Annotated in this window: 23 protein-coding genes and 4 tRNA genes; 17 read left to right on the plus strand and 10 right to left on the minus strand. The window is 63.2% G+C overall.

Annotated features, from left to right (window positions below):
* Positions 1-64: 64 nt before the first annotated feature.
* The 4 genes from pgsA to BX591_RS06250 all read left to right on the plus strand — a co-directional run bounded on the left by pgsA (position 65) and on the right by BX591_RS06250 (position 1,232).
* Entirely contained in the window at positions 65-658 is a 594-nt protein-coding gene (gene pgsA / locus BX591_RS06235; protein ID WP_111929797.1) for a CDP-diacylglycerol--glycerol-3-phosphate 3-phosphatidyltransferase, read from the plus strand.
* A gap of 162 nt (positions 659-820) precedes the next feature.
* Positions 821-896 (plus strand) — tRNA-Gly (locus tag BX591_RS06240).
* 64 nt (positions 897-960) lie between these two features.
* Positions 961-1,036 (plus strand) — tRNA-Gly (locus BX591_RS06245).
* A 122-nt stretch (positions 1,037-1,158) separates the two neighbouring features.
* A tRNA-Cys gene (locus BX591_RS06250) sits at positions 1,159-1,232 on the plus strand.
* Between the two features lie 146 nt (positions 1,233-1,378).
* Here the strand turns inward: BX591_RS06250 and BX591_RS06255 are convergent.
* On the minus strand, positions 1,379-2,197 hold the full coding sequence (locus BX591_RS06255; protein ID WP_244146839.1) for a hypothetical protein: 819 nt from the start codon (positions 2,195-2,197) through the stop codon (positions 1,379-1,381).
* Between the two features lie 448 nt (positions 2,198-2,645).
* On the opposite strand from BX591_RS06255, the gene BX591_RS06260 reads away from it, so the two are divergent.
* The 5 genes from BX591_RS06260 (at position 2,646) to BX591_RS06280 (ending at position 6,509) form a co-directional block, all read left to right on the plus strand.
* Positions 2,646-3,380: a hypothetical protein gene (locus BX591_RS06260; RefSeq protein ID WP_111929799.1), complete on the plus strand. Its 735-nt coding sequence runs from the start codon at positions 2,646-2,648 to the stop codon at positions 3,378-3,380.
* Between the two features lie 166 nt (positions 3,381-3,546).
* Complete coding sequence (locus BX591_RS06265; protein WP_111929800.1) at positions 3,547-3,945, plus strand: hypothetical protein; 399 nt, start codon at positions 3,547-3,549, stop codon at positions 3,943-3,945.
* A 47-nt stretch (positions 3,946-3,992) separates the two neighbouring features.
* Positions 3,993-4,751 (plus strand): TraB/GumN family protein, encoded by a 759-nt coding sequence (locus BX591_RS06270; protein ID WP_111929801.1) that lies wholly within the window; start codon positions 3,993-3,995, stop codon positions 4,749-4,751.
* A gap of 194 nt (positions 4,752-4,945) precedes the next feature.
* Positions 4,946-5,926 (plus strand): sensor domain-containing diguanylate cyclase, encoded by a 981-nt coding sequence (locus tag BX591_RS06275; protein ID WP_111929802.1) that lies wholly within the window; start codon positions 4,946-4,948, stop codon positions 5,924-5,926.
* An 85-nt stretch (positions 5,927-6,011) separates the two neighbouring features.
* Entirely contained in the window at positions 6,012-6,509 is a 498-nt protein-coding gene (locus BX591_RS06280) for a GNAT family N-acetyltransferase (RefSeq protein WP_111929803.1), read from the plus strand.
* Between the two features lie 109 nt (positions 6,510-6,618).
* On the opposite strand, the gene BX591_RS06285 is transcribed toward BX591_RS06280, so the two are convergent.
* From BX591_RS06285 to BX591_RS06295, 3 genes are read right to left on the minus strand one after another with little or no spacing between them, the layout of a single operon-like run.
* A complete protein-coding gene (locus BX591_RS06285; RefSeq protein ID WP_111929804.1) occupies positions 6,619-7,503 on the minus strand; it encodes a cytochrome c oxidase assembly protein in 885 nt (294 codons plus the stop codon).
* A 9-nt stretch (positions 7,504-7,512) separates the two neighbouring features.
* Positions 7,513-7,980, minus strand: coding sequence for a copper chaperone PCu(A)C (locus BX591_RS06290; protein WP_111929805.1), 468 nt, complete (start codon positions 7,978-7,980; stop codon positions 7,513-7,515).
* 18 nt (positions 7,981-7,998) lie between these two features.
* On the minus strand, positions 7,999-8,586 hold the full coding sequence (locus BX591_RS06295; protein WP_420849344.1) for an SCO family protein: 588 nt from the start codon (positions 8,584-8,586) through the stop codon (positions 7,999-8,001).
* Positions 8,587-9,112: 526 nt separating this feature from the next.
* Here BX591_RS06295 and otsB point away from each other — a divergent pair.
* Together otsB and otsA are read left to right on the plus strand one after the other, a co-directional pair.
* On the plus strand, positions 9,113-9,862 hold the full coding sequence (otsB, locus tag BX591_RS06300) for a trehalose-phosphatase (RefSeq protein WP_111929807.1): 750 nt from the start codon (positions 9,113-9,115) through the stop codon (positions 9,860-9,862).
* 55 nt (positions 9,863-9,917) lie between these two features.
* Positions 9,918-11,381, plus strand: a complete 1,464-nt coding sequence (gene otsA, locus BX591_RS06305) for an alpha,alpha-trehalose-phosphate synthase (UDP-forming) (RefSeq protein WP_111929808.1) — start codon at positions 9,918-9,920, stop codon at positions 11,379-11,381.
* Between the two features lie 150 nt (positions 11,382-11,531).
* Here otsA and BX591_RS06310 read toward each other — a convergent pair whose 3' ends face one another.
* The gene (locus BX591_RS06310; RefSeq protein ID WP_111929809.1) at positions 11,532-13,367 is read right to left on the minus strand and encodes an ABC transporter ATP-binding protein; all 1,836 of its coding nucleotides are present in this window, start codon (positions 13,365-13,367) and stop codon (positions 11,532-11,534) included.
* Positions 13,368-14,063: 696 nt separating this feature from the next.
* Between BX591_RS06310 and BX591_RS06315 the strand changes: the two genes are divergently transcribed.
* The 3 genes from BX591_RS06315 to BX591_RS06325 all read left to right on the plus strand — a co-directional run bounded on the left by BX591_RS06315 (position 14,064) and on the right by BX591_RS06325 (position 16,900).
* Positions 14,064-15,128 (plus strand): glycosyltransferase family 4 protein, encoded by a 1,065-nt coding sequence (locus BX591_RS06315; protein ID WP_111929810.1) that lies wholly within the window; start codon positions 14,064-14,066, stop codon positions 15,126-15,128.
* A gap of 304 nt (positions 15,129-15,432) precedes the next feature.
* Positions 15,433-16,284 (plus strand): hypothetical protein, encoded by an 852-nt coding sequence (locus BX591_RS06320; RefSeq protein ID WP_111929923.1) that lies wholly within the window; start codon positions 15,433-15,435, stop codon positions 16,282-16,284.
* A gap of 151 nt (positions 16,285-16,435) precedes the next feature.
* Positions 16,436-16,900, plus strand: a complete 465-nt coding sequence (locus BX591_RS06325) for a DUF2214 family protein (protein WP_111929811.1) — start codon at positions 16,436-16,438, stop codon at positions 16,898-16,900.
* 86 nt (positions 16,901-16,986) lie between these two features.
* Here BX591_RS06325 and BX591_RS06330 read toward each other — a convergent pair whose 3' ends face one another.
* The 5 genes from BX591_RS06330 to BX591_RS06350 all read right to left on the minus strand — a co-directional run bounded on the left by BX591_RS06330 (position 16,987) and on the right by BX591_RS06350 (position 21,625).
* Positions 16,987-18,864, minus strand: a complete 1,878-nt coding sequence (locus BX591_RS06330) for an ABC transporter ATP-binding protein (RefSeq protein ID WP_111929812.1) — start codon at positions 18,862-18,864, stop codon at positions 16,987-16,989.
* Between the two features lie 478 nt (positions 18,865-19,342).
* A tRNA-Val gene (locus BX591_RS06335) sits at positions 19,343-19,417 on the minus strand.
* Between the two features lie 48 nt (positions 19,418-19,465).
* On the minus strand, positions 19,466-20,200 hold the full coding sequence (gene dnaQ, locus BX591_RS06340) for a DNA polymerase III subunit epsilon (RefSeq protein WP_111929813.1): 735 nt from the start codon (positions 20,198-20,200) through the stop codon (positions 19,466-19,468).
* Positions 20,201-20,303: 103 nt separating this feature from the next.
* Positions 20,304-20,750 carry a ribonuclease HI gene (gene rnhA, locus BX591_RS06345; RefSeq protein WP_111929814.1) on the minus strand — a complete coding sequence of 149 codons (447 nt, stop codon included), beginning with the start codon at positions 20,748-20,750 and terminating at the stop codon, positions 20,304-20,306.
* Positions 20,747-21,625 (minus strand): class I SAM-dependent methyltransferase, encoded by an 879-nt coding sequence (locus BX591_RS06350; RefSeq protein ID WP_111929815.1) that lies wholly within the window; start codon positions 21,623-21,625, stop codon positions 20,747-20,749. The genes rnhA and BX591_RS06350 overlap by 4 nt, the downstream gene beginning before the upstream one ends.
* A 19-nt stretch (positions 21,626-21,644) precedes the next feature.
* On the opposite strand from BX591_RS06350, the gene gloB reads away from it, so the two are divergent.
* From gloB to BX591_RS06365, 3 genes are all read left to right on the plus strand, one after another.
* Positions 21,645-22,436 (plus strand): hydroxyacylglutathione hydrolase, encoded by a 792-nt coding sequence (gene gloB, locus BX591_RS06355; RefSeq protein WP_111929816.1) that lies wholly within the window; start codon positions 21,645-21,647, stop codon positions 22,434-22,436.
* Positions 22,437-22,592: 156 nt separating this feature from the next.
* Positions 22,593-24,296, plus strand: a complete 1,704-nt coding sequence (locus BX591_RS06360; protein ID WP_111929817.1) for a transglycosylase SLT domain-containing protein — start codon at positions 22,593-22,595, stop codon at positions 24,294-24,296.
* Between the two features lie 193 nt (positions 24,297-24,489).
* Positions 24,490-25,731: an MFS transporter gene (locus tag BX591_RS06365; RefSeq protein ID WP_111929818.1), complete on the plus strand. Its 1,242-nt coding sequence runs from the start codon at positions 24,490-24,492 to the stop codon at positions 25,729-25,731.
* The last annotated feature ends 422 nt before the right edge of the window (positions 25,732-26,153 follow it).

Below are 26,153 nucleotides of genomic sequence, written 5' to 3' on the forward strand. Positions count from 1 at the left end.
TGCTTGTGGCAGTCCCTGTGACACGGCACAATTGCATCTCCCTTGCCAGACGCTGCGCCTGCCCATGCCGTTTAATTTTCCGATTTTCCTGACCTGGCTGCGGATCGTCCTGATTCCGCTCGTCGTCGGCGTGTTCTATTTGCCCGACATGATGATGAGCCCCGCGCACCGCAACCTGGCGGCCGCGACGATCTTCATTCTGGCCGCGCTGACCGACTGGTTCGACGGCTTCCTGGCGCGTAAGTGGAATCAGACCTCGGCGTTCGGCGCGTTCCTCGATCCGGTCGCCGACAAGCTGATGGTGACCGCGGCGCTACTGGTGCTGGTGCAACTCACGCGGATCGATTCGGCGATCGCGTTGGTGATCGTCGGGCGCGAGATCGCGATCTCGGCGCTGCGCGAGTGGATGGCGCAGATCGGCGCGTCGAAGAGCGTCGCGGTGAATTCGCTCGGCAAGTTCAAAACCGTGTGTCAGATGGTCGCGATTCCCATGCTGCTGTTCTACGGCCCGTTGCCGTTCGGCGGTGGCGTGGTGGTCGACACGCGCGTGTGGGGCCTGTGGCTGATCTATCTGGCTGCGTTCCTGACCATCTGGTCGATGCTCTATTACATGAAGCTCGCGTGGCCGCAGATCCGCGAACGTGGCGGGGCGGCATGAGTGAAATCTGTTCAGTAAAAGACATTCGCAAAAGGGGTTGACACGTTTCAGTCGTTTCTCCATAATCTCGTTTCTCCGATGCACGCAGTTTGAAGCAGCAGCGGAAATAGCAGGTTAGTTGTAGGCAGTATTGAAGTAGAAGCACGGCAATAGCAGCACAAAGCGGGAGTAGCTCAGTTGGTAGAGCGCAACCTTGCCAAGGTTGAGGTCGCGAGTTCGAGCCTCGTCTCCCGCTCCAAATTTTTGAAGCAATGCGTTGTTTGGCGAAGTGAAAAGTGCAGCGCGTTGTGAAGCAGTTCAATGCGGGAGTAGCTCAGTTGGTAGAGCGCAACCTTGCCAAGGTTGAGGTCGCGAGTTCGAGCCTCGTCTCCCGCTCCATACATAAGGGGAAGCAACGCTTCCCTTTTTGTTTGATGGGCTGAAGGTTTCAGCCTCACCGGTTGTACCGGTGGCCCACCAGACAAACCTGCGAATCTGCAGCTAGATTCCAGTCCGCTTGCGGCGCGATAGCAAAGCGGTTATGCAGCGGCCTGCAAAGCCGTTTAGGCCGGTTCGACTCCGGCTCGCGCCTCCAGAAGTTGATGTAAAGAAAAGCCCCGACCTGGTCGGGGCTTTTCTTTTTTCGGCGCGTCGATCGCATTCGATACTCGACACGAACGCGATCGACATCCACAGGGCGCAGCAGCCTGGGCAGCGCGCCCTCACGCCCACATCACCACCTCAAAAACTAATTGCGGATTTGAGCGAACCCAGCGCCGCGCCGTTGAGAAAGTAAGCGTTGCTTTGCGGCGTCCCACCACCCAGCGGTGTGATCTGCAGCGTCGTGCCGCTCCTGATCAGATAGCCCGCCGAGATTCCGCCGTTGCTCTGGTAGTACACGCGGTAATCGGTGGTTGCGCCGCCGAGTTGCGCATTGGCGACCCATGCGCGTACGCCCGCCACCGTGACGATCTGGCCGTCGCCAAGTTGATAAGTCTTGCCGTCCGCGGTGCTGGTGTAGGGGAAGAAACCCTCGAGCGTCGAAATCGCCGCCGAGCAGGGTGTCGGGGTGTTTCCCGTGGTAGCCGGGGCAACGCAATCGTAGGCATACAGCGTGTCGGCGGCATACTGCCTGACTACTTTCACGTAGGCCGCGCCCGTTTGCCAGGTGGCCTGCGTGTTGTACAGCGCCTGCCCGTTAATGGTGTTGGTGATCAGGCCCACCGCGCTATTCGCAAACAGTTCAGCGGGAGAGGCAGAGATCAATCCCGTGAGCGGCACCACGGTGTAGCTGGTGCCGAGCACCGTACGAAGGGTAGTCTTACCATCCGCGGCCAGATAGTCTTCCTGGACATTAGCGCCGTTGTAGCTGACTTGCACCTGCGGCGGCATGGCGGTGCTGGCCACCGCGCCGTTGGTCACCAGACGATCCACCGCCAACGTCGGCACCCGCAAGGCGCTCGATACCGACGAATAGGAGACGCTCAACATCTGCGCACCGTTCGCCGGACTTTGCGCGACGCTCGAGTCGTCGCTGTAGAAGGTTGAGTTCGAACTCATACCCAGTACACCGGTCGACGAAGTGGTGAAGGAGAGGGCACCGCTCACATAGTGCAGGCCGCCGTTCGCGGCGAGCGCCGCACTTTCATAGTTTTGCTGAACGGCGCTCAGATTCGCCGAGTTCGACGTCGACCCCGAGCCTCCGGATGACCCACCTCCGCACGCCGATAAAAGCAGTGCGAGTCCCGTACCCAGAACGACCTGTTTATTTACTGCCCGCTTCTTTAATTCTTTCATTATTGTATTTTCATCTTTCAATTATGTTTGTCGATTTAATGAGGCTTCGAATGAGGCGATGAACAATAGCGATTTATTGCCGATCATGTAAAGTAGGGAATGCTGTTTGTTTATTCAGTGGCATTAACTGAACCGTGCTGCGTCAGTTTGACGATGTCTTTCGTTGCGAAAACGCGGGTGGCAAACCTGCCATGACTACAACAATTCGACCATGAAAAAAACCTTAACTGCTGCGTTGCTGGTGACGCTTGCTCTGCCACTTATCGCGACTGCGCAATCGGCGCCGGCGCCTGCGATAAAGACCGGCGACACCTGGACCTACGTGTCGACGTTCGAGAAAGCGCCTTCCGGATGGCGTCAGACACACGACGAAGTGACGGTGCTGCGCGCCACGCCTTCGCATATCTATTATTCGTCGAAGCAGGTGGGTTCGAGCCAGACGCCGAGCGAGGCGATTGCAGGTGCGGACTGGAGTCGGGAGCGCAACGTCAACGGCGCCGACACAGTGGTCAATCGCCCACTCGCCTTCCCGCTGTCGCCGGGCAAGACGTGGAATCTCGATTACACGGAGCAGCATCCGAACAAAACCTTCGCGATGCAAAAGTGGAGCTCGCAATACCGGGTAGTCGGGACGGAGTCGGTCGAAGTGCCGGCCGGTAAATTCCAGGCGATCAAAGTCGAAGCGGAGGGCGATTGGGTCGCGCAACTCGAGCCGACGCAGACCGTGACGCAAGCCGTGCAGACGCAACAGGGCGATACCGCGATGGTCACGCACGCGCAGAAGACCGGCGCGGTTCAGGTGACCGGGCGCACTTATAAAGCGTTCTGGTATGTACCGGAAATCGGCCGTTGGGTGAAATCGGTCGAAGAATATTACGGCAGTAACGGTGTGCGAAACGAGCGTTATACCAACGAGCTGGAGTCGTTTAAAAGAAGCGCGGAATAAACCCACCCTGCGCCGCATTAATGGTCCGCAACTCGTTGCGGAAAAGAAGCCCTGCATTTGAACTGAAGCCTTGAAGCTGGACGATCGTCCAGTCCATGGCGAGCCGGTTCACATTCGGGGCTTTTTTGCGGATACTTCCCTGCTTCGAAACTGGCCAGGCGCGTCCATGCAATCCCTCCAACGCCGCTCTCTCCACCTGCGCGTCATCTACGCGCTCTGCCTGTGCGGCGCCACCTGGACGCATCTGCAAGTGGCGCTGACGCACGGTCTCTGGTGGGACTACGGCGGCGCCGTGCCGCTCACGCGCGTCTACTGGACCTCGCTGCTGTTCGTCGATCCGTTGACCGCGTTATTGCTGCTCGTCTCGCCTGTGGTGGGGCTGATACTCTGCGTCGCCGTGATCGTGACCGATGTAGCGCACAATTCCTGGTTCGCGCTGCATCATCCGATCCGGATGGACCTGTATCTGTCGCAGATCGTTTTTCTACTGTTCGTCCTGTCTACCTTCCGGACCGCCTGGCGCGGCGCCGTCCGCGCGCGTCCGGCGTTGTCTGCCGCCAATTGAATGGCGTGCTCGCCGCCGGCGTTATCGATCGTCCATACCGAGGCCGCATGTATTTACAACTCACCGGCACCCAGTTACGTCTGCTCGGCTCGATGCACCTTTTTCCCGCGACGAGCCGCCGTACTCCGCCATGGATCGCCGAAGCCTACGATTGGGCCGAATCGCTCGTCCTCGAGTCCGACGCGCCGACGATTCTGCCGTTCCTGAAGGCCGCCACACCAGCCGGCGCCGAGCGCTTGCGACCGCTGCTAGCCGACGACGCATGGCAGCGGCTCAACGCCGTCTGGCCCACCGAGGGCCCGCTCGCGCCGCTCGCCGAACTACGACCATGGGCCGCGCTGATCGTCGCGCCGACGCTGTTCCAGCAAGTGGTCGAAGGCGTCGAGCCGCGTCTGCTACGCTCGGCGCTGACTCAGGGCAAACCGTATCGCTACCTGGAGAGCGCGCAGGAAGTGGCGGCGTCGCTCGATTCGATTCCGCTCGACGCGATCGCCGCGGCGCTCGACCTGCTGATGGCCGACCTCACCGAGCCGCAGCGCACGCTCGAGAAGATGCATGCCGCGTGGATTAACGGCGATCTCCCGGCCGTGCAGCGGATTGCCGTCGAATCGCCGATGTTCAATCTGCCGGGCATCCGCGAGGCGATCCTAGATGCCCGCAATCGCGCGTGGGCGGCGCATCTGACGGCGCTGATCGAGCGGCCGGAGCGCACCCTGGTGGTGATCGGCGCGCTGCATCTGTGCGGCCCCGGCAACCTGATCGAATGCCTGGCGCGGCCTGTCGAACCGGTGCCGGACGCAGCCTGATAAGACTCACGCAAGGCCATGCCACGACGGGCTTTGCGCCGCGTGCAACCCCGCTGAGAACTTAACGAGGCGGAACTCCGCCGCCGGGTTTAAATCCCACTGAAAACCCGAGCGCAAAGGTTTGCACCGAAGTTTGCCGCTATACACTGAGTGCCAATAATCGCAGCCAACCCAACGGCCATAGGAAAAACGACATGCATGTCCCACCGACGCCTAGCAATGAAAGCGCCCGTCTCGACACCTTGCGTGCGCTGCATATCCTCGACACCTCGCCTGAAGAGCGCTTCGACCGGCTGACGCGGCTGGCCAAGCGGCTGTTCGGCGTGCCGATCGCGCTCGTGAGCCTCGTCGACGCCGACCGCCAGTGGTTCAAGTCCTGCGTCGGCTTGACGGCCAGCGAGACTTCGCGCGACATCTCGTTCTGCGCTCACGCGATTCTCGGCGACGAAATCATGATGGTGCCCGATGCACTGGCCGACGCGCGCTTTCACGACAATCCGCTGGTCATCGACAACCCCAATATCCGTTTCTATGCCGGCTGTCCGCTGACGGTGCCCAACGGCAGCAAGCTCGGCACGCTGTGTCTGATCGACGTCAAACCGCGCGGTCTCGACGAAGAAGAGCGCGAACTGCTGCGCGATCTGGCGCGCATGGCCGAGCAGGAACTGGCCGCCGTGCAGCTCGCCACGCTCGACGACCTGACGCTGCTGTCCAACCGGCGCGGTTTCGAAGCGCTCGCGCAACATGCGCTGAACGTCTGCAAGCGGCTGGAGAAACCGGCGTCGCTGCTGTTCTTCGACCTGAACGACTTCAAGCAGATCAACGACACCCACGGCCACGCCGAGGGCGACCGCGCACTGACCACGTTCGCCGACGTGCTGCGCACGGCGCTGCGCGAGAGCGACGTGATCGGGCGGCTGGGCGGCGACGAATTCGTCGCGTTGCTCACCAATTCAAGCAGCGCCGAAACCCACGAAGTCACGCAGCGTCTCCAGCATCTGCTGGACGCGCGCAATGCCGGCGAGCAGCGCGGTTATCAGATCCGTTTCAGCGTCGGACAGATTCAGTACGAACCCGCGCGGCATGCGTCGATTGCCGAACTGCTGGCGGCCGCGGATACGGCGATGTATAGCCACAAGCAGGCGTCGAAGGCACGCGCCGCGCAGCGCATCTGAGCGCGCGATAGCGTGGGGCCGTCGCGCGCGGCATAATCGTGGATCGCCGCGGCGCCTCGCCGCCGGCTCTTTTTCGAAGCGCGTCATGACCGAACCGCAACACACCGCCGCCACGCGGCGGGCACAACTCGAATGGCGCTGGAAAGCGTTCGGCGACCTCAGCAGCGCCGAAGTCTATGCCATGCTCGCAGCACGTAGCGCGGTGTTCGTCGTCGAGCAGAATTGTGTGTATGGCGACATCGACGGGCTCGATCTGGACGCGTGGCACCTGTTCGCATTCGGTCCCGGCGACGAGCGTTATCCGCCGTTGGCGGGATATCTGCGGGTGCTGCTGCCCGATGCCGAAGACAGCGATATCCGGATCGGTCGCGTGCTGACCACCGCGCCGTTTCGCGGTATCGGTCTGGGCAATGCCATGCTCGAGCGCGCGCTCGAGCACATCCGCGCGCAGTGGCCCGGCACGCCGATCCGGCTGCACGCGCAAGCGCATCTGCAAGGCTTCTATGGCGCGTTCGGCTTTACGCCGGTGTCGGAGATTCACGACGAAGACGACATTCCGCATGTGTGGATGCGTTCGGTGTGAAGCGAAGGCGGGCGTGTTCGGCCGTACGGAGGCTGCCGGTTGGCGAACTAGCTAGCTCGCTCAGCTCGCCCAACGCCGCCGTCAAACCCCAGCTGTTCTTGCGGTCTCACTACCGACGACCGTTCGCCGGCACCGACGCGCCCGGCGTCGCCACCTTCACCACCTTCGCACGCCGTTCATTGCGCAACCGGCCACGCGCCGACAGCCGCATCCAGTGACGCAACGCGATCAGCGCGCCGATCACGCTCATCATCGAACCCGGAATCCACAGCAGCAGGCCGCCGATCTGCTGGTCGCGCATTGGGCTCAGCCAGGTGAACGCGCGGCCGCAGATCGAATAGATCGGATACAGCTCGTGCGGCGTGAAGAAGATGAATGCGCCGAGCAGAATCTGCGGCGGAATCGCGGCGATTACCACGAGAATGCGCTTGCCGGGCGACAGCCGCGCCGGCGGCGCGGGACGCGGGTCGAGCACGAGCCACCAGAACAGCAGGCCGTCGAGCACCATGCTCCAGTTCATGACGCGATAAAGCCGCCAGTCGAGCATCGCGACGAAATGGATTGGCGACATCAGCCAGAAGTAGATCAGCCCGACGAACAGCGTGACCGCGACCACCGGATGCATCACGATGTCGAGCAGCCGACGCACCACGGGTGTTGCCAGCGCGGGCCGCACGACACGTTGCCGCCAGCGGAATGGAATCCCCGCGCGCAACGCGGCGCCCGGATACGACAGCGCGATGAAAAACGGTCCGAGATGATGCAGCACCAGATGCTGCGCGCGATGCATGAAGAACTCATGCTCGAAGAAATAATCGAGCCGCGTGTGCAGCGCGACATACAACGCCACCAGCCCGAACCAGAACGACAGGCGCCTGCGGATCGACACTTTCGCCTTGCGCGCGCCGCGCACGAACAGGATCGCCGGAATCAGCAGCGCGATCACGACGGTCGGCGAAAACTCCCACGGATCGAGCCAGTAGAGCAGATTCATCGCAGCGTGTTAGTTGGTTTGGGCGGGCGATTTGACGACAAACGGCGCGTCGAGCGTTTCGCCGTCGGAGAACTTCAGCGTCAGATGCACGGTGTCGCCCGGCGCGACCTTGTGCTTCGCATTTTCGAGCATCACGTGATAGCCGCCGGGCGAGATCGCGACCTGGCCGTGCGCCGGCACCGTCAGCTTGTCGACCATCACCATTTTCTGCGACGAACCGTTCGACACGGTCTGATGCAGCATCGCGTCGCCGTAATCGGCGCTCGACATGTCGACCAGATCGACCGGTTTGTCGCTCGCGTTCACCAGCGTCGCGTAGCCGGCGGCGGGCAGGTTGTTCGGCAGCCAGCGGACCCAGGCGTTCTTGACGCTGATCGCCTTGGCACCGGCGGCTTGTGCGCCGGGAGCGAAGGCGAGACCGAGCGACAGCGTGAGGGCGGCGGCTAACGAGGCGGATGTTTTGAGCTTGATCGACATGATTGATCTCGGGAAAAGTCAGGAACGGTCGTCGACGATACGGCGCAAGTCCTGCGCGATCGCGTCGGGTGTGTCGTGATCGGTGGCGAGCAGGCGCGCATGACCTTGCTGGTCGAACACGTAGACGGCGGAGCTGTGGGTCACTTCGTAGTTGCCGTTGGGATCGCGCTTTTCCATCTGATACGCGACCCGGTAGCGCTTGGCGAGCGACTCGATCTGCCAGTCGGTGCCGGTCAGCCCTTCGGCATGCTGCGCGTCGAAAGCGCCGACGTAGTCGCGCAAGGCCTGCGGCGTGTCGCGCGCGGGATCGACGGTGATGAACAGAATGCGCACCTTCCGCGCGTCGGGCCCGAGCCTGGCGAGCACCTGCATCAGGCGGCCCATCGTTTCCGGGCAGACGTCCGGACAATGCGTGTAGCCGAAGTACACGAGCGAGGTGCGGCCTTTGAATGACTCGCCGGTCACGGGACGGCCGTCGTCGCCGGTCAGCTTGAATTCGAGGTCCGGCAGATGACCGGTCACATCGGTCAACTGCCACGTTTCGTTGCGATGCGTGCAACCGGCCAGCGCCGTAAGCGCGCTGACGGCAAGCACGACGTCGAGCAGGAACCGTCGCGCGAACCCGGGGTGATGGCGCGGCGCATGAGCCGGTGGCGGCTGTCGGGAGGAGAGGATCGGGAACAAAGCAGGGCTCAATGACTCGATTGAAGAGCGGCGCATGATGTGCCTGTGGCGCGGCGCGCGGCGTGGTCTGCGAGGTGGTCCTGGCCGGTTGTCTCCGGGGCTGCCTCTGAACGGCGCCGCTCGATCCACGCACCGCGCGCGTGGCCCGTCACGGCGCGCACGACAGCGTGGCGGCGGCCATGATCCGCGTGGCAGCGACTGTATCGCAAAATCACCGCAGACGCCGCGCACCGCTCGCGGGCGCGCCGTTTGCGAGGCAATTTGACGCAGCCGGCTGAAAGCTGGCTGAAGCCGGAATGTTCGGCTTTTGAACGCGACTCGTCCGCACCAGGGTGCGCGCCGCCCGGCTGGGCTTGTGTCCTGGCTTACTTTCTCGAAAAATTGACCGATGCGCGGTAAGATGCGCACACTTTTCCGGCCGCACGAGGCTGAAAGGCAAAACACTCCGATGCAAGCACTTCCGGCTGTTCTGTCTCCGAGCGAGACGGCATTTTTCTTCGATTTCGACGGCACGCTGGTCGAACTCGCGCCCACGCCGGACGGCGTGCGGGTGGAACCCCGCGTGATCACGCTGCTCACCGAGTTGCGCAGTCTGACGAACGGCGCGGTGGCGATCGTGTCGGGGCGCGGCATCGACAGTATCGACGGCTTTCTCGGCATGCCCGATCTGCCGATTGCCGGTTTGCACGGCGCCGAGCGGCGCGACGCGAACGGCGACACGCAGCGCATCGGCTTTCACGACGAGCGGCTGCTGCGCATGGAGCAGGTGCTCGCGCAGGTCGTCAACGCGCATCCCGGCATGCTGCTGGAGATCAAGGGCGCCGCGCTCGCGCTCCACTACCGCAATGCGCCGGACCGCGAACCGGTTGCGCGCGAGGCGACCGAGCGGCTGGTGGCCGACTATCCCGGCGCGTACGTGCTGCAGCCGGGCAAGATGGTCTACGAAATCAAACCGAAAGATGTCGACAAAGGCCGCGCGATGCGCGCGTTCCTCGACGAGCCGCCGTTCGTCGGCCGCCGGCCGGTGTTCGCCGGCGACGACCTGACCGACGAGAAGGGCTTCGCGGTCGTCAACGAGCGCGCCGGGCTGTCGATCAAGGTCGGCGCGGGCGAGACACTGGCGCACACGCGCATCGACTCGGTGCCGGGGTTGCTCGACTGGCTCGCCGCGATCGTCAAGGCGGCGCGAGCAGCATGAGCGGCGCGCCGTATCGTTTGAAAACCACAACGTATTGCTTCGGGAATCGCGCTTCATGAGTCGACTGATCATCGTATCGAACCGGGTTGCGCCGATCTCGGAGGGCGGTCCGGCGGCGGGCGGTCTGGCGGTCGGTGTGTACGACGCGCTGAAGGAAACCGGCGGCATGTGGTTTGGCTGGAGCGGCGACGTACTCAGCTCGGGCCAGCCGCAGATCAAGGTCGAAGAGCGCGGGCCGGTGACCTTCGCGACCATCGCGCTGATGCGGCGCGACTACGATCAGTACTATCGCGGGTTTTCGAACGCGACGCTGTGGCCGGCGTTCCACTATCGCGCGGATCTGGTGCAGTACGACCGGCATGATTTCGAAGGTTACTGCCGCGTCAACGCGTGGCTCGCGCAGCAACTCGTGCCGCTGCTGCGCGACGACGACGTCATCTGGGTGCACGACTATCACCTGATCCCATTCGCTCAGGCACTGCGCGCGGCCGGCGTGAAGAACCGCATCGGCTTCTTTCTGCATATTCCGTTTCCGGCTTCGCAGGTGTTGCTGGCGGTGCCGCCGCATCGCGAACTGGTCGAAGCGCTGTGTTCGTTCGACCTGCTCGGCTTCCAGACGGCGCCGGATCTGCGCGCGTTCTGCGACTACATCGTCAACGAGGCAAACGGATCGGTCGATCTGACGGCAAACGGTCCGTCGACGATTCACGCGTTCGGTCGCACGCTGCGCGCGGCGGCTTATCCGATCGGCGTCTATCCGGACGAGATTGCCGCACTCGCGAAAGCGGGCGAGCGCGGCAAACCCGTGCGCACGATGAAAGCGACGCTGCATTCGCGCAAGCTGATCATGAGCGTGGACCGGCTCGATTATTCGAAGGGGCTGGTCGAGCGGTTTCGCGCGTTCGAGCGGCTGCTCGAACATGCCACCGCGCAGCGCAACAAGGTGTCGTTCCTGCAGATCGCGCCGCCGACGCGCGCCGACCTGCACGCGTATCAGGACATCCGCCTGCAACTGGAAGGCGAGTCGGGGCGCATCAACGGGCGATTCGCCGAACTCGACTGGACGCCGATTCTGTACATCCACAAACAGTACGAGCGCCCGGTGCTGGCCGCGCTGTTCCGTACCGCCCACGTCGGCTACGTGACGCCGCTGCGCGACGGGATGAACCTCGTCGCCAAGGAATATGTGTCGGCGCAGGATCCGGAGGACCCGGGCGTGCTGGTGCTGTCGCGTTTCGCGGGCGCCGCGCAGGAGCTCGATGGTGCGTTGATCGTCAATCCGGTCGACGTCGACGGCATGGCGGAGGCGTTGGCGAGGGCGCTCGAGATGCCGCTCGACGAGCGTCAGGCGCGTCATCGCGACATGATGGTTCAGTTGCGCGAGAACAATGTGTCGGTGTGGCGCGATAATTTCATGCGCGACCTGCAGGGCCTGGATGGTGCGAAGCGCACCGTAAACGGGAAGAAGCGCGCCGTGACGGGTAGGAAGAAGGCGGCGTCTGCGAGTGCGAGGGGATAGGCAGTTTCGGTTGTTACGGCGTCTACATTGATCGAGGCGCCCCGGTTGTAAAAAAAGCCGCTCGTGTGAGCGGCTTTTTCGTTTGCGGGCGGTGCTGAGGCTAACGGTAGCGTGGCGATGGTGACGCCGCGTCGCTCAACGCGGGTGGTTTCAAACCACGTGCTGTTCGTCGACCTTTTTCCCGCCGACGTGCAGCGTCGTGCCCTTGCCGTATTGCTTCGCGAGCAGATCGCGATACAGGCCCGGGCGTTGGCGCAGTTCTTCGGGACTGCCGTCGTCGATCACCTTGCCGGCGCTCATCACGATGATCCGGTCGAAGTTGTTCAGCGTGGACAGCCGGTGCGCGATCGCGACCACGGTGCGACCCACCATCAGCCGGTCGAGCGCCTTCTGGATCGCTTCTTCCGACGCGCTGTCGAGTGCCGACGTGGCTTCGTCGAGCAGCAGGATCGGCGCATTTTTCAGGATGGCCCGCGCAATCGCGATCCGCTGACGCTGCCCGCCGGACAGCTTGACGCCCCGGTCGCCGACGATCGTGTCGTAACCTTCCGGCATGGCTTCGATGAAGTCGGCGCAACGCGCTTCGCGCGCGGCCGCCAGCACTTCTTCGCGGCTCGCCTCGGGGCGGCCATAAGCAATGTTCTCGAACACCGTGCGATGGAACAGCGAAATATCCTGCGGCACCAGCGCGATCGCGTGGCGCAAGCTGTCCTGGCTGATCGTGGCAATGTCCTGTCCATCGATCCTGATCGCGCCGCCCTGGGTTTCATAGAACCGTTGCAGCAGCGCCAGCACGGTGGATTTGCCCGCGCCCGACTTGCCGATCAGGCCGACCCGCTGGCCCGGCTGGATATGCAGATCGAAGTGATCGAGAATCGGCCGGCGGCGCGGGTAGGCGAACGTCACGCCTTCGAACGCGATGCGGCCGCCTTGCGGCACGAGTTCGGAAGCGCCGTCGCGGTCCGGCATGCCGTGCGGTTCGAGCAGTGTGCGCACCGCTTCCGCCAAACGCGCGACGTGTTGCGTCACGTCGACCAGCGCCACGGCCAGGTCGCGCGTGCCGTGCAGAATCGTGAAGCCGAGCGAGCTGACCAGCACGATATCGCCCGAGGTCGCCTTGCCCTGATCCCACAGCCACAACGCCCAGCCGAGCAATCCCGCCGACAGCAGCGCGGTGATCACCGCATGCAGCAGGCGCAGCTTCTCCAGATACAGCAGACTCTGCTGACGCGCGTCCATCTCCGCCTTGACCGTCGCGCCGAACCGCTGCTGCTCGCGAAACGTCATGCCGAAGGCGCGCACGAGACCCATGTTGCTGATCACGTCGACCAGCTCGCCGTCCACCGAAGCCGCCTTGGTCGCGAAATGGTGATGCCGCGCGGAGCCGCGCCCAGCCAGTTTGTACAACACGACCGACAGGATCGCCGAGCACAGCATCAGGCCGGCGGCCATCAGCGGATTCACCGCGATGATCATGACGATCGCGCCGAGCACCGCGATGCACGGTGGCAGCACGTTCCACGCGGTGGTGTTTTCGGCGGTGTAGACCGCGTTCGAGGTGGCCGTGATCCGGCTGGCGAGCATGCCCGGTTGCTTCTCGGCGTAATAGCTAGGCGAGTGGCCGCTCAGATACTGGAACAGATCACGCCGCAGATCGCCCGTCACGGCGACGAACGTATGCGCGGCGACCCATCCGCCGACCCGCCACAACAGGTTGTCCGCGGCGATCAGGCCGACCAGGATCGCGAACGCGCCCCACAGCGGACCCGGATGGTGCCGGCCTTCGCCGAGTACGTCGATCAGATGTTTGATCGCGTATTGCGAAGCGAGCGCACAGCCCACGGCCGCAAACACGCTGCACAGGACGATCGCGTGGGCGAGCGGATGGCGGCGGATAAAGCGGAAGAGAAACGCAAGCGGCCGGTGCGCAAAGCTCGCGAGCTTTGCGTTCTCGGCGTTACGCTGGGCAATGGTTAAATGTTCCAATTGATCGTGAGTAGGTCGATGTGAGTCGGGTTGTGCATGCAAAGCGCGGGCCAGACGAAAAAAGCTGCCGCCGCGAGGCCGTTGCTTCGCATTGTAAACATGCAAAAGCGATTGCGCCCTGTGTATCCGGGCGTTGGCGCGACTGATTTCGCGATAGAACTCCGCAACCTACTGGTGCTCGACCCCGAGAACGGCTCGGTGGTTCACGCTGATTGCGGAAAATTTCGGGATATAATTACAAATTGCATTCAACTGCGCTGCGGCATTTCTTCAACGCTTGCCGGCAAAGTTGACGCAGGAGCTTGTGGGGCCGCTTGGCCGGCTCATCCCGCAAACCAGTAGCCACTGTAGAACTGTCTTAGAAAACAAGGGTTTGCAAAGTGTTTCGCGTTTGTAACAACGTAAAGACTTTGAAATGTTGTAGTGCAGCGAGATGCCCGGCATCGATAATGCATGCTTCGTAGGCCCATGAAATATCTGACAGTTTGTCAACGTAGCGAGTGCGTGTGCGTTTACCGGCACAGGCGCAGACGGTGACCCACTGGTCTGGGCTCACTACCCCAAGCGATCCATCGCAGGATTTCTCGAAAGAATCAGGCCCGCGCCGGCGATCCCGGTCAGGCTGCCCTGGCGAGCAAGCGAGGCGCTTTTAACAAACGCAGTATCTTTGCCTGATTTTTTACGAGGACTTTCATTATGCGAATCGCTCAAATCGCTCCGTTGCACGAGGCGGTTCCTCCCAAGCTGTATGGCGGGACGGAACGCGTGGTGTCCTACCTGACTGAAGCGCTGGTCGAGCAGGGCCACGACGTCACGCTCTTTGCGAGCGGCGATTCGATCACCTCGGCAAAGCTCGAAGCCTTCTGGCCGCAGGCGCTGCGCCTCGACCCGACGATCCGCGACGTGATGGCGCCGCACATGCTGTTGCTCGAGGAAGTGCGCCGCCGCGCGGACGAATTCGACGTGCTGCATTTCCACATCGACTACTACCCGTTCTCGCTGTTCGCGCGTCAGCCGGTGCCGTTCCTGACCACGCTGCACGGCCGTCTGGATCTGCCGGAACTGCAGCCGATCTTCAACACGTTCAACGACGTGCCGGTCGTGTCGATTTCGGACAACCAGCGCATTCCGCTGCAACAGGCCAACTGGCTGCAAACCGTGTATCACGGTCTGCCGGAAGACGTGCTCACGCCGATCCCCGACGTCGAGCCGGGCTACCTCGCTTTCCTCGGCCGCGTTTCGCCGGAGAAGGGCCTCGACCGCGCGATCCGCATCGCCGGCCAGGCCGGCATGAAGCTCAAGGTCGCCGCCAAGATCGACAAGGCCGACCGCGCCTATTACGAAGAAGTGATCAAGCCGCTGATGGCGCTCCCGCACGTCGAGTACATCGGCGAAATCGGCGAGACCGAAAAACGTGAGTTCCTCGGCAACGCGCATGCGCTGGTGTTCCCGATCGACTGGCCGGAGCCCTTCGGTCTGGTCATGATCGAAGCGATGGCATGCGGCACGCCGGTGATCGCGTTCAATCGCGGTTCGGTGCCGGAAGTGATCGAGAACGGCGTGTCGGGTTTTGTCGTCGAAGACGAAATCAGCGCGGTCGCGGCGCTCAAGCGTCTGCACACGCTGCCGCGCGCCAACGTGCGCAAGGCGTTCGAATCGCGTTTCTCGTCGAAGGTCATGGCACAGAACTACGTCGCCACGTACGAAGAACTGCTGCGTCAGAAGCACCGCTCGGTGCTGCGCGAAGTCAACGCCAGCTAAGGGCCGGCGGGCGGCCCGCGGTGACTCGCGGGTAGCCGATCGATGCCTGGTAGATAAGGCGTCGGCGAGGCACTCGCCGTTCAGACCGACCGGCCGCAAGCGTGCTTCACGCACGCCGACGCCACTCACAACGCCTCGCGCGCTAACCGCTCGCGGGGCGTTGTTGCATGCGCGCCGCGTTTTTTGCGACAAGCGGTGGAAAGTGGGGTTTTCGGGGCGGTAAGACTGAGTCACTCTCCGTAATATCCCTATAATGGCCGTGCCGCAAATTTGGCTGCGGCGCCGCCGACGACAGGAGGATGCCTTGGCGAGAACGAAAGAGACGCGTGCGAACGCGGCGCCTGGCGCCGGAATGATTTTCGCGTTGCGCGCCATCGGTCTCGTGCTGCTGGCTCGCTGGCTTTTTTCGATGGCGCAGATGGACCTGGGCGCGTCGTTGTCGGCAATGGTGTCGTCGCCGTGGGCGTGCATCAACCTGGTGTTCCTGTTCCTGCTGATCTTTTTGCCCGGCGCGCGCGCCGTGGCCGAGCGGCCGCTTCATCCGCTGCCGCAATGGCTGAGGCAGGCCGTGCGCCTGTTTGCTTTCCTCGGTTTGCTGTTCGCGGTCTGGTCGGTCGGCGCGTTTGCGGCGAGCGCCGGCTGGCGGCGCGCGGCGCAAGCGGTGGCGGCCACCAACGGCTGGTTGCTCGTTGCGCCGGCGTTGTATGCCGCCGTGGTGTGGATCTGCCGGCCGCGCGCGTTGTGGCGAACCAATATCGCCGCGCGCCGGTTCGCGATTGGCCGCTACGCGGTCGCGCTCGATCCGGCCACGCGCACCGTGATCGTCTGGGCCGAGCGTCGCAAGGTCGGTCAGTACGACGCGCGCGAATTGTCCGTACGCTGGGCGCTGGGGCAGGACGCCGGTGCCATGCCGACGCCCACACCGGTGGTGGCCTTCAGCGCGGCCGGCGAGCCGGGCTCTGCCGCGACGCTGGGCTCGGGCGTCGCTCCGGCGCTTACGCGTGGTGTTTTCGGCCGCCGTCCGAAGATCGAATTGCTGTGGGATTCGCCGGCCGCCGCGGGTCATAACCGGCAAACCGTTTTCCGCGCCGCGTTGACCACCGAAGGCGACCGGGTCGCCGCACGAGCACTCGACACTTCCTTGCAGCAGGTTTGATCCCGTAAGCTTTGTGCAGTCGGCCACACCCGTGGCCGGCGTGCGCGTCGTAAAGTAAGCATTAGCTGATAATGAAGTCATGCCGCCCATGGAGTCGCAATGGGCGAGTCAGACGTACAACGATCGTATTGCGTCTTTTCCAGGAGTCGCCATGCTGGTTCGCTGGTTACTTGCCGCCCTTCATCTGCTCGCTTATGGTTTTGCGCTCGCGTCGATTCTCAGGCGCACCTGGGCGCTGCGTCGCGCAGCCGTACCCGCTGCCTTACGCTCCGTGTTCCGCGCCGATACGCGCTGGGGCATTTCTGCACTCGTGTTGATCGTGACTGGCTTGATGCGCGCTTTCGGCGGATACGAGAAGGGCGCCGACTACTATCTCCACGAGCCGCTCTTCCACGTGAAGATGACGCTGCTGGTGGTGATTCTTATCCTCGAAGTGCCTTCCATGCTTGCGTTGTTGCGCTGGCGCGCGGCGGTCAGAAACGGCGTGCCGCCCGACCTGAGCAAGGCGCGCTCGTACGCACGCTACAGCGTGATTCAAACGGTACTGCTGGTGCTGATGGTGTTTGCCGCCACCGGTATGGCGCGTGGTGTCGGCTTGCCGGCGGGCGTGGTGTGATGGTAGGTGAGGGGACGGGTCGGAACGCCGGAACAAACCGCCGCTAGCGACGGCTTCTGCCTGGCGTCCCACCCGTTTGCTGCAATTTACTTCCCGACCAGCAAGCTGGAATCGTCGGTCCGGCTGGCCCTGCTGCCGGCGCCGTCCAGCATGATGTCCGACTCGCCCAGCCCCTTGATCAACTCCAGCGCCTGGCGTTCGAACAATCGCCGATAGAGGCCGTTCTCGAGTCGGATCAGCGTTTCGTGACTGCCTTCCTCGATGACTTTGCCCTTGTCCAGCACCAGCAGCCGGTCGAGCGCCCGCACCGTGGACAGCCGATGCGCGACCACCAGCGTGGTGCGACCCATCATCAGCCGTTCCATGGCACGTTGGATCAGCACTTCACTTTCGCTGTCGAGGCTCGACGTCGCTTCGTCCAGAATCAGGATCGGCGCGTCGGCGAGAAACGCACGTGCAAGCGCCACCCGCTGACGTTCACCCCCCGACAGTTTGACGCCCCGTTCACCGACCAGCGTGTCGTAACCGTTCGGCAGTGCGGCGATGAAGTCGTGCGCGCTGGCGAGCCGGGCGGCCCGTTCGATCTCGGCGCGACTCGCGCCGGGCCGCGCATACGCGATGTTCTCCGCCAGCGACCGATGGAACAGCACCGGTTCCTGCTGAACGATCGCGATCTGGCTGCGCAACGACGCTTGCCGTACGCCGGCGATATCCTGCCCGTCGATCGTGATCCGGCCGCCCGAAATGTCATAGAGGCGCTGGATCAGCTTGATGAAGGTCGTCTTCCCCGAGCCCGAATGTCCGACCAGTCCGATCCGCTCACCCGGCGCGATGCGCACGGAGAAGTTGTCGTACAGCGGCCGGCCGTTCGCGCCGTAGTGGAAGGTGACGTGCTCGAAGCGGATCTCGCCCTTGCCGATCGCGATCGGACCCGCGCCAGGTTGGTCTTCGATACCGAGCGGCTGGCTGTCCAGCGAGACCAGTTCTTCCATGTCGTTGACCGAGCGCTGCAGATTGCGGATATGCATACCGACTTCACGCAGATAGCCCTGCAACATGAAGAACATGGTCAGCGCGAAGGTGATGTCGCCCACGCCCGCTTCGCCGCGCGCCCACAACAGCAGCGCGACGCCGAGAATCGCCGCCTGGATCGCCACCAGCATGCCGCCCTGCACGCCGCCGTTGATCGTGCCGCGCATCCACGTGCGGCGCGTGCGATGACGCCACTTGTCGATCACGCGCGCCAGCAGCGCTTCCTCGCGGTCTTCCGCGCCGAACGCTTTCACGACGCCGTTGCAACTGACCGCGTCCGCCAGCGCACCGCCCATGCGCGTGTCCCACGCGTTCGCGAGACGCGCGGCCGGTGCCACGAAGCCGAGCGACAGCGCCACGGTCACCGCGATATACAACACCGAACCGATGCCGACCACCGCGCCCATCATCGGCCAGCGCCAGCCGAGCAAAAACGTGGCGCCCATCAGCATCACCATGGACGGAAACAGCGCGATCAACAGCGTGTCGTTCAGCAGGTCGAGCGCCCACATGCCGCGCGTGATCTTGCGCACCGTGGATCCGGCGAAGCTGTTGGCGTGCCAGTCGGTCGAAAAGCGCTGCACGCGATGAAACGCGTTCGCCGCGATCTCGCTCATCATCCGCAGCGAGAGCCGGATGATGTTGAAGTACACGCCTTGCCGTAGCAGCGTGGCGCCCAGACCCAGCGCGGCGAGCACGCAGAAGGCCGTGACCGCCGCGTGCCACGCGAGCGCGTCGCGCGCCGAGCCGGACGCGATCGCGTCGACCAGGCGCCCGGCGAACAGCGGCGTGAGCACGTCCGCCACGGCCGAGAGCAGCACCAGCACCGTGATGACGCAGACGCGCCATGGCTGCTTCGCCCAGTGAAGGAAGGTAAAGCCGAGGACATCCTTGAAGGCTTGTCCGCGAAAGTCGAGTTTCTTTTTAGTCATTGCCACGACCCGATGGCGCGCGAGCGCACCGAGGTTCCAGTCAGATGCGAAAGGAAGAGACAGTTAATCCGCGTCGGAACGAATAGGACCGAATCGAACCGGCAACGGCACTACGGACTGTCTGGAAATTGCGCGGTGTGCCTGTTCAGGTCAAACCGCGTGAGCGACGTAACGGCGACCGTTACGGTCGCGAGAACGCTCGCGAAACCATGCCAAGGAGAGCGAGATGCATGCTGAACATGTGACGCCTCCTTGAGGTTGAGTGAGGTGGAAGAAGGGCGGGCGCTTGCCCGAAAACCAACTATATCAGCAGTATTTAGCCGCCGCAATCGTACGAAGATTCGGTATTGACGACGAAGCGCCGCAATGCGAGAGCTTCAAAATGACGTCGTGTTCAGACCGGAGCGACAAATTGAAAAAGGGCTTACGCATTGCTGCGTAAGCCCTTTTGTCTTCGGTGATCGACACACCAAAATTCTGGTGGGTAGTACTGGGATCGAACCAGTGACCCCTGCCGTGTGAAGGCAGTGCTCTACCGCTGAGCTAACCACCCGAAGAGAGCCGAATTATGTCAGGGATTTTAAGGCTCGTCTAGTACTTTTTAAGCGGTTTGCTCATCCGCGGCGGGCGTCGGTTCGAGGCGCCAAACGCTCGTACCTTTGACCGCTTTGTCGAGACCATCGAGCACTGCCTGATGCGCGGCGATTTCGTCCTCGCTGGCGGCGACCACGATCAAATCGAGCGATTCGAACGCGATGCGCGGCGCATGCGCGTCACCGCCGCCGTGCGAGTCGCCGAGCATGTCGATGACGAGGCTCTCCTGGCCGCGCGTCATCGCCAGATAGACTTCCGCGAGCAGTTCCGAGTCGAGCAGCGCGCCGTGCAGCGTGCGGTGCGCGTTGCTGACGCCGAAGCGGTCGCACAGCGCATCGAGCGAATTGCGCTTGCCGGGGAACATCTGCTTGGCGCGCGCGAGGGTGTCGATGATCTCGCCGCAATACGTTCTGACCGGCGGCAAACCCAGCAGCGCGAACTCGGCATCGAGAAAGCCGATGTCGAACGGCGCGTTGTGAATGATCAGGTCCGCGTCCTGAATGAAGTCGCGAATCTGGTCGGCGATCTCGGCGAACTTCGGTTTGTCGCTGAGGAATTCGGTGGTTAGTCCGTGGACCGCCAGTGCTCCCGGATCGCTGTCGCGTTCCGGATTGATATAGAAATGCAGGTTGTTGCCCGTCAACCGGCGGTTCACCATTTCGACGCAGCCGAGTTCGAGAATCCGGTCGCCGGTGCGCGCATTCAGGCCGGTGGTTTCGGTATCGAGGATGAGTTGACGCATGTCGGATTAGCCTGCTTCAAAATTCAAAAAAAATGGCCGCGAAAAAATCAGGCGGGGAGGGCGCAGATGCGTTGCGCACCGGCGGCAAGCATCGCAGCCATCGTCAAGCCTGCGTGAGCGACGCGACGCCGCGATTGGCCAGTTGATCGGCCCGCTCGTTCTCCGGGTGACCATTGTGCCCGCGCACCCAGCGCCATTCGATGTCGTGTTGCGCGACGAGCGCGTCGAGGCGTTTCCACAGATCGGCGTTCTTTACCGGCTGCTTGGCGGCGGTGATCCAGCCTTTTTTCTTCCAGCCGTGAATCCACTCGCTGATGCCTTTCTGCACGTACTGCGAGTCGGTGTGAACCACCGCTTTGCACGGACGCTTCAGCGCTTCGAGTGCGCCGATCACGCCCATCAACTCCATGCGGTTGTTGGTGGTGTTGGGCTCGCCGCCGAACAGTTCTTTTTCCTGGCCGCCGAAGCGCAGCAGCGCGCCCCAGCCGCCGGGGCCCGGATTGCCCTTGCAGGCGCCGTCGGTATAAATATCGATGAGATCGGAAGTCATTGAGTGTGGTTGCGTGTATTCGGGGTGGCGGCGGGCGCGAGGCCCGCGGCGAGGACAGGTTTCTTCACTTTCAGTGGGCCGACGAGCCGCATGCCGCGCACGCGCTTGATCGCCTTGATCATGTAGGTGGCGCCGAAAATTGGCCACCAGCGGTCGCCGGCGGCTTCCATGAAACCATAGCGGGACAGCCATTGATCGCTGCCGAGCGGCGGACGATAGCAGCCGAAGCGCCCGCGTTCAAGGTCGAAGCCCAGCAGCTTGATCCAGTCTTTGAGTCGCGTGAAGGCGATCAGGTCGACGGCGGCGGGCACGAACGGCCGCCCGGTCACCTTGCCGACCGATTGGCGCGCGCCCCACAGCGACAGCGAGTTGAAGCCGAGAATGATTAGTTGCCCTTCGGGCATCAACACGCGCTCGGCCTCGCGCAGCAGCCGGTGTGGGTCGCTGGTGAATTCCAGGGTGTGCGGCATGACGATCAGGTCGACGCTTTGGGCTTCGAACGGCAGGTCGAGCAGGTCGCACCATACCGCGCTGCGCCCGGCCGGCGCGGGTAAGCCGGCCACGAGCCCATGTTGCGGGGACTGGGGCTGCGCAGTCGCGCCGATGTTCGCTGCGTGGCCGTTGCCGCCATGCCGCAAGCCGCGCGGATACGAGTAGGGCGCGCTCGCGCCGCTCGCGGCGTCGAGCACGAGGCCGCGGCAGGGCATGCGATTCTCGCGCAAGGCGTCGAGTTGCGGCAGGCCGAGTTGCAGCGCGTGGTAGCCGAATACGTCGGATACCACGCGGTCGAGCTGGGTTTGCTCCCAGTCCAGCACGTAGCGGCCCGGCGGCGAATCGGTCCAGGCGGGCCAGTCTATAATCGCTCGGTCAGTCATATCAAAGAATGCGTCGCCTATGAATGCGCTCGAGTACGTACCGGTCCCGGCGTTTGAAGACAATTACATCTGGGTCGTTTCCGACGGACATCATGCGGTCGTCGTCGATCCGGGTGAGGCCGCCCCCGTGCGCGCGTATCTGGCGAAGCGGGGTTGGCGGCTGAGCGCTATTTTACTCACGCACCATCATCACGACCATGTCGGTGGGGTGGCCGATCTGCTGAATGGCCAGGCCGTACCTGTCTACGGCCCCGCCGGTGAAGCGATCGAGCATCTCACACAGCGTCTTGAAAATGGCGATCGCGTCACGATCGCGGCGCCCGCGCTCGACTTCACGGTGCTCGACGTGCCCGGTCACACGAGCGGCCACATCGCGTATTTCCAGGCGGCCGATCCGCGTGGCACGCCGCACGTGTTTTGCGGCGACACGTTGTTCGCGTGCGGCTGCGGCCGGCTGTTCGAAGGCACGCCGAAGCAGATGCTGGCCTCGCTCGACTCGCTCGCCGCGCTGCCCGGTACCACCGAGGTTCATTGCGCGCACGAGTATACGTTGTCGAACATCCGCTTCGCGCTCGCGTGCGAGCCGGACAATGCCGAGCTGCAGGCCTGGCGCGACAAGGCGACCGAGCTGCGAGCGCGCCACGTGCCCACGCTGCCCACCACCATTGCCCATGAACGCGCGGTGAATCCGTTTTTACGCGCCGACGAACCGGCGGTCCAGGCGAGCCTGCAAGCGCAATTGCATGAAAAAGTGCCCGATCGACTCGCCGCATTCACGCTGATGCGCGAATGGAAAAACCGCTTCCGCTGACCGCACCCGCGTAAGGGTATTCCTCACGCGAAGAATCGGAAAAATTCGCCAAGCCTAAGATTTGCTTGATTTTTTCGGTATTTTTAGATTGACGTAAACCGCGCCGTTTCGTACTATCGGCTGCAAATTCCAGCCCTTGTGGAAGCCGAGACGTTCATGCGATTTATCTTTAGTGCGTTGTTGGTCCTAACACTCGCCGCCTGCGCGAGTCAGGGACCAGCGACGAATAGCTCCACCACCGCCAATAACCCCGCCAGTCAGCAAGCAGTTTCCGACGCCCTTCGCAAGACAGCCACCGCCAAAGAGACGATCAACGTCGATCAAGGCTCGGTCACTCAGCTGACGAGCGCGGACGCCGATCTGTGGGGTCGGATTCGCCGTGGTTTCCAGATGCCGGATCTGCAGACCGACCTCGTCGACATGCAGGTCAACTGGTACGTGCAGCGTCCCGACTACGTGCAGCGCATGACCGAGCGCTCGCAGAAATACCTGTATCACATCGTCGAAGAGCTCGAAGCGCGCCATATGCCGACCGAGCTCGCGCTGCTGCCGTTCATCGAATCGGCGTACAGCCCGCAGGCGTTGTCGGTGGCGAAGGCGGCCGGCATGTGGCAGTTCATGCCGGGCACCGGCCGCACCTACAACCTCAAGCAGAACATGTGGCAGGACGAGCGCCGCGACGTGCTGGCGTCGACCAGCGCCGCGCTCGACTATCTGTCGAATCTGCACGACATGTTCGGCGACTGGCAACTCGCGCTCGCCGCGTACAACTGGGGTGAGGGCAACGTGCAGCGCGCGATCGCCCGTAACGAAGCGGCGGGCTTGCCCACCGACTACCTCAGCCTGCGCATGCCGAACGAGACGCGCAATTACGTGCCGAAGCTGCAGGCGGTGAAGAACATCATCATGAACCCGCAAATGTACGGGCTCACGCTGCCGGCCATTCCGAATCACCCGTATTTCGTGACGGTGACCACCTCGCACGACATCGACGTGGAAATGGCCGCCAAGCTCTCGAATCTTTCGCCCGACGAGTTTCGCTCGCTGAACCCGTCGTTCCGCAAGCCGGTGATTCTCGGCGCAACGCAGCCGCAGATCCTGCTGCCGTTCGACAACGCCAGCGCGTTCGAGCGCAACCTGAAGGCGTACTCCGGCTCGCTGTCGTCGTGGACCACCTACACGGTCACCGAGCGCGCGGCGCCTGCGGCGATCGCGCAGAAGATCGGCGTCGACGCCGACACGCTGATGGAAGTGAACAAGATTCCGGCCGGCATGCGCCTGAAGCCGGGCTCCACGATCGTCGTGCCGCGCGGTTCGGACGACGACGAAGACATCAGCGCCGACGTCGCCGAAAGCGCGGTGCTGGCCATGGAGCCGGACGTCCCCGATACCCGCAAGATGCTGATCCGCGTGCGTCGCAATCAGTCGATGGCGGCCATCGCCGTGCGTTACGGCGTCTCGGTCGGCCAGTTGAAGGCGTGGAATCGTACGCATCGCGACGGCGTATCGCGCGGTCAGGTGATCGTGCTGCACGTGCCGGTCGGCAAAGCCATGCCGAGCGAGCCGGGTCCGGAAGCGATCGCGACCAACGTACAAGGCGGCGGCGTCGAGAAGATCGGCACCCGTGTCGCGGACACCCGGGGCGATTCGCGCTACGATAAGAAGAGAGGTCGTGGCCGCTCGCCCGTGGTGAAAGTGTCCGAGCCGGTAGGAAAGGTCAGCAAGCCGACAGCGTCCGCCGCCAGTAAAGGCAAAGTGACGAAGGTGTCGGCTTCCACGTCCAGCAAGGCGTCGAAGGCCGCGGCGGATAGCCGCCCGAAGACCGCGGCCAGCGCGAAGAAGGGTAAGCAAAACCAATAAGCGGCTGCCACGGTAGTGACCACATGCGTTGCGGGGGCAGCGCATGAATTGCGCTCCGATCACACACCGTGTTATTTCCAACGCCGTCACCTGTGTGACGGCGTTTTTCATTGATCGGAAGATTGACGGCAAAGCCGGCCGATTTGCTTTATCTTTCGTGCTTCGTTCTGCCTCGCTGTTTCACTCAAAGCTTATGTCGTCGACCCAACTGCGCGTTTTTGTTCTGTTTTCCGCGGGCTACTTCGTTTCCTACGTGTTTCGCGGCGTCAATCTCGGCTTTGCACCGTTCATTACGCGCGACCTCGGTTTGTCGGCCGCCAACCTGGGCGTGCTGACCAGTCTGTATTTCCTGGGCTTCGCGGGCGCGCAGATTCCGGCCGGTGTGCTGTTGGATCATTTCGGCGCCCGGCGGGTCACGGCGGGCACCTTGCTGTTCGCCGCGCTCGGCATCTGGGTGTTCGGCGCGGCGCACGGCGTCGGCATGATGATGGTCGGACGTCTGCTGATCGGCATGGGTGTTTCGGTTTGCCTGGGTGGCGCGTTCAAGGCGCTGGCGCAGCACTTCGCCACCGCGCGCCTGCCGTTGATGAACGGACTCGTGATGGCGGTCGGCGGCCTGGGCGGCGTCATGGTCGGTTCGCCGCTCACCTGGGTGCTGGGTTTCGCCAGTTGGCGCGGGGTCTGCGTCGGGTTGGGTCTGATGACGGTGGTGGTGGCGCTGGCGTTGTGGACGCTCGCGCCCGATACGAAGGAAACCCATCATCAGGCGAGCATCGGCACGCAGTTCAAAGGCACGCTGCACATTCTCGGCAGCGCGGCGTTCTGGAAGATCGCGTCGTTTTCGGTGGTCACGCAGGGCGTCTTTTACGCGATGCAATCGCTGTGGGTCGGCGCCTGGTTGCGCGACGTGCAGGGCTTCGAGCCGCGCGAGGCGGCGGCGCTGGTGTCGATTCTCGGTTTCGCGATGATGGCCGGCTGTATCGGCTTCGGCGCGGCGGCGCGCAGTCTCGAACGGCGCGGCGTCTCGCTGTATGCCTTTTGCGGGATCGGCATGGCGCTATTCGTGGTGACGCAACTGCTGATCGTGTTCAAGGCGCCGCTGCCTGCCGGCCTGCTGTGGGCGGCGTACGGCGCGTTCGGCGGCACCGGCATCCTGATCTACGCGGTGATGGCGCGGCATTTTCCGCCGCAGATGACCGGCCGGGTCAACACCACGCTGAATCTGATCATCTTCTTGCTGATTTTCGGTTTTCAGATCGGTGTCGGCGCTGTGTTGTCGCATTGGCCGGCGAGCGGCGGTCACTATCCGGTGTCCGCGCATCTGACGGCGTGGGGCATTCTCATCGTGTTGCAGATTCTGAGCGCGATCTGGTTCGTCCTGCCTGCCAGGAAGCCGGTCAAGGCGGTCGACACTCCCGAGCGGCAAGGCGCCTAAGCGCCGCTGCGCAGGCACTGGTCGGCGCCGGTCATATTGACCGGCGCTATCCCGATTTACGCCGCATAACTATTGTCCGAAGGGTTCAAAACCCGACACAGCAAGGCTTGGAGCGAATCCGAAGCACGCCTCGCTGGGCGTGCTCGCCATCTCGGATTTGGCGGGAAGGGGTGTTTCACGCTATAATTTCAAGGTTTGAGCTTATCAACCCGCACCCTAGCGCCTACCTCTCCCATACCGTTCATCCGCCGCGCGCCGCCGGCGTAGCAAGAAGGGCCCCGCACCCAGCCGATCCGTCCACACAATGGACCCATCGCGCCCCTTGCAACGTCAACGGCAGTACGCGAGCGAGTCTGCGCGTGCATCCTCATGGATGCGTTCCGCTGCGGCTCGCAGTCGGATAGACAGGTCGGCAACAGGGT

The sequence above is a fragment of the Paraburkholderia bryophila genome, assembly GCF_003269035.1.
In the GTDB taxonomy this organism is placed as follows: domain Bacteria; phylum Pseudomonadota; class Gammaproteobacteria; order Burkholderiales; family Burkholderiaceae; genus Paraburkholderia; species Paraburkholderia bryophila.

Bases quoted from the DNA above. Each gene is read 5' to 3' on its own strand.
- pgsA (WP_111929797.1), top strand. From the start codon at position 65: ATGCCGTTTAATTTTCCGATTTTCCTGACCTGGCTGCGGATCGTCCTG.
- BX591_RS06255 (WP_244146839.1), bottom strand. From the start codon at position 2,197: ATGAGTTCGAACTCAACCTTCTACAGCGACGACTCGAGCGTCGCGCAA.
- BX591_RS06260 (WP_111929799.1), top strand. From the start codon at position 2,646: ATGAAAAAAACCTTAACTGCTGCGTTGCTGGTGACGCTTGCTCTGCCA.
- BX591_RS06265 (WP_111929800.1), top strand. From the start codon at position 3,547: ATGCAATCCCTCCAACGCCGCTCTCTCCACCTGCGCGTCATCTACGCG.
- BX591_RS06270 (WP_111929801.1), top strand. From the start codon at position 3,993: ATGTATTTACAACTCACCGGCACCCAGTTACGTCTGCTCGGCTCGATG.
- BX591_RS06275 (WP_111929802.1), top strand. From the start codon at position 4,946: ATGCATGTCCCACCGACGCCTAGCAATGAAAGCGCCCGTCTCGACACC.
- BX591_RS06280 (WP_111929803.1), top strand. From the start codon at position 6,012: ATGACCGAACCGCAACACACCGCCGCCACGCGGCGGGCACAACTCGAA.
- BX591_RS06285 (WP_111929804.1), bottom strand. From the start codon at position 7,503: ATGAATCTGCTCTACTGGCTCGATCCGTGGGAGTTTTCGCCGACCGTC.
- BX591_RS06290 (WP_111929805.1), bottom strand. From the start codon at position 7,980: ATGTCGATCAAGCTCAAAACATCCGCCTCGTTAGCCGCCGCCCTCACG.
- otsB (WP_111929807.1), top strand. From the start codon at position 9,113: ATGCAAGCACTTCCGGCTGTTCTGTCTCCGAGCGAGACGGCATTTTTC.
- otsA (WP_111929808.1), top strand. From the start codon at position 9,918: ATGAGTCGACTGATCATCGTATCGAACCGGGTTGCGCCGATCTCGGAG.
- BX591_RS06315 (WP_111929810.1), top strand. From the start codon at position 14,064: ATGCGAATCGCTCAAATCGCTCCGTTGCACGAGGCGGTTCCTCCCAAG.
- BX591_RS06325 (WP_111929811.1), top strand. From the start codon at position 16,436: ATGCTGGTTCGCTGGTTACTTGCCGCCCTTCATCTGCTCGCTTATGGT.
- BX591_RS06330 (WP_111929812.1), bottom strand. From the start codon at position 18,864: ATGACTAAAAAGAAACTCGACTTTCGCGGACAAGCCTTCAAGGATGTC.
- dnaQ (WP_111929813.1), bottom strand. From the start codon at position 20,200: ATGCGTCAACTCATCCTCGATACCGAAACCACCGGCCTGAATGCGCGC.
- rnhA (WP_111929814.1), bottom strand. From the start codon at position 20,750: ATGACTTCCGATCTCATCGATATTTATACCGACGGCGCCTGCAAGGGC.
- BX591_RS06350 (WP_111929815.1), bottom strand. From the start codon at position 21,625: ATGACTGACCGAGCGATTATAGACTGGCCCGCCTGGACCGATTCGCCG.
- gloB (WP_111929816.1), top strand. From the start codon at position 21,645: ATGAATGCGCTCGAGTACGTACCGGTCCCGGCGTTTGAAGACAATTAC.
- BX591_RS06360 (WP_111929817.1), top strand. From the start codon at position 22,593: ATGCGATTTATCTTTAGTGCGTTGTTGGTCCTAACACTCGCCGCCTGC.
- BX591_RS06365 (WP_111929818.1), top strand. From the start codon at position 24,490: ATGTCGTCGACCCAACTGCGCGTTTTTGTTCTGTTTTCCGCGGGCTAC.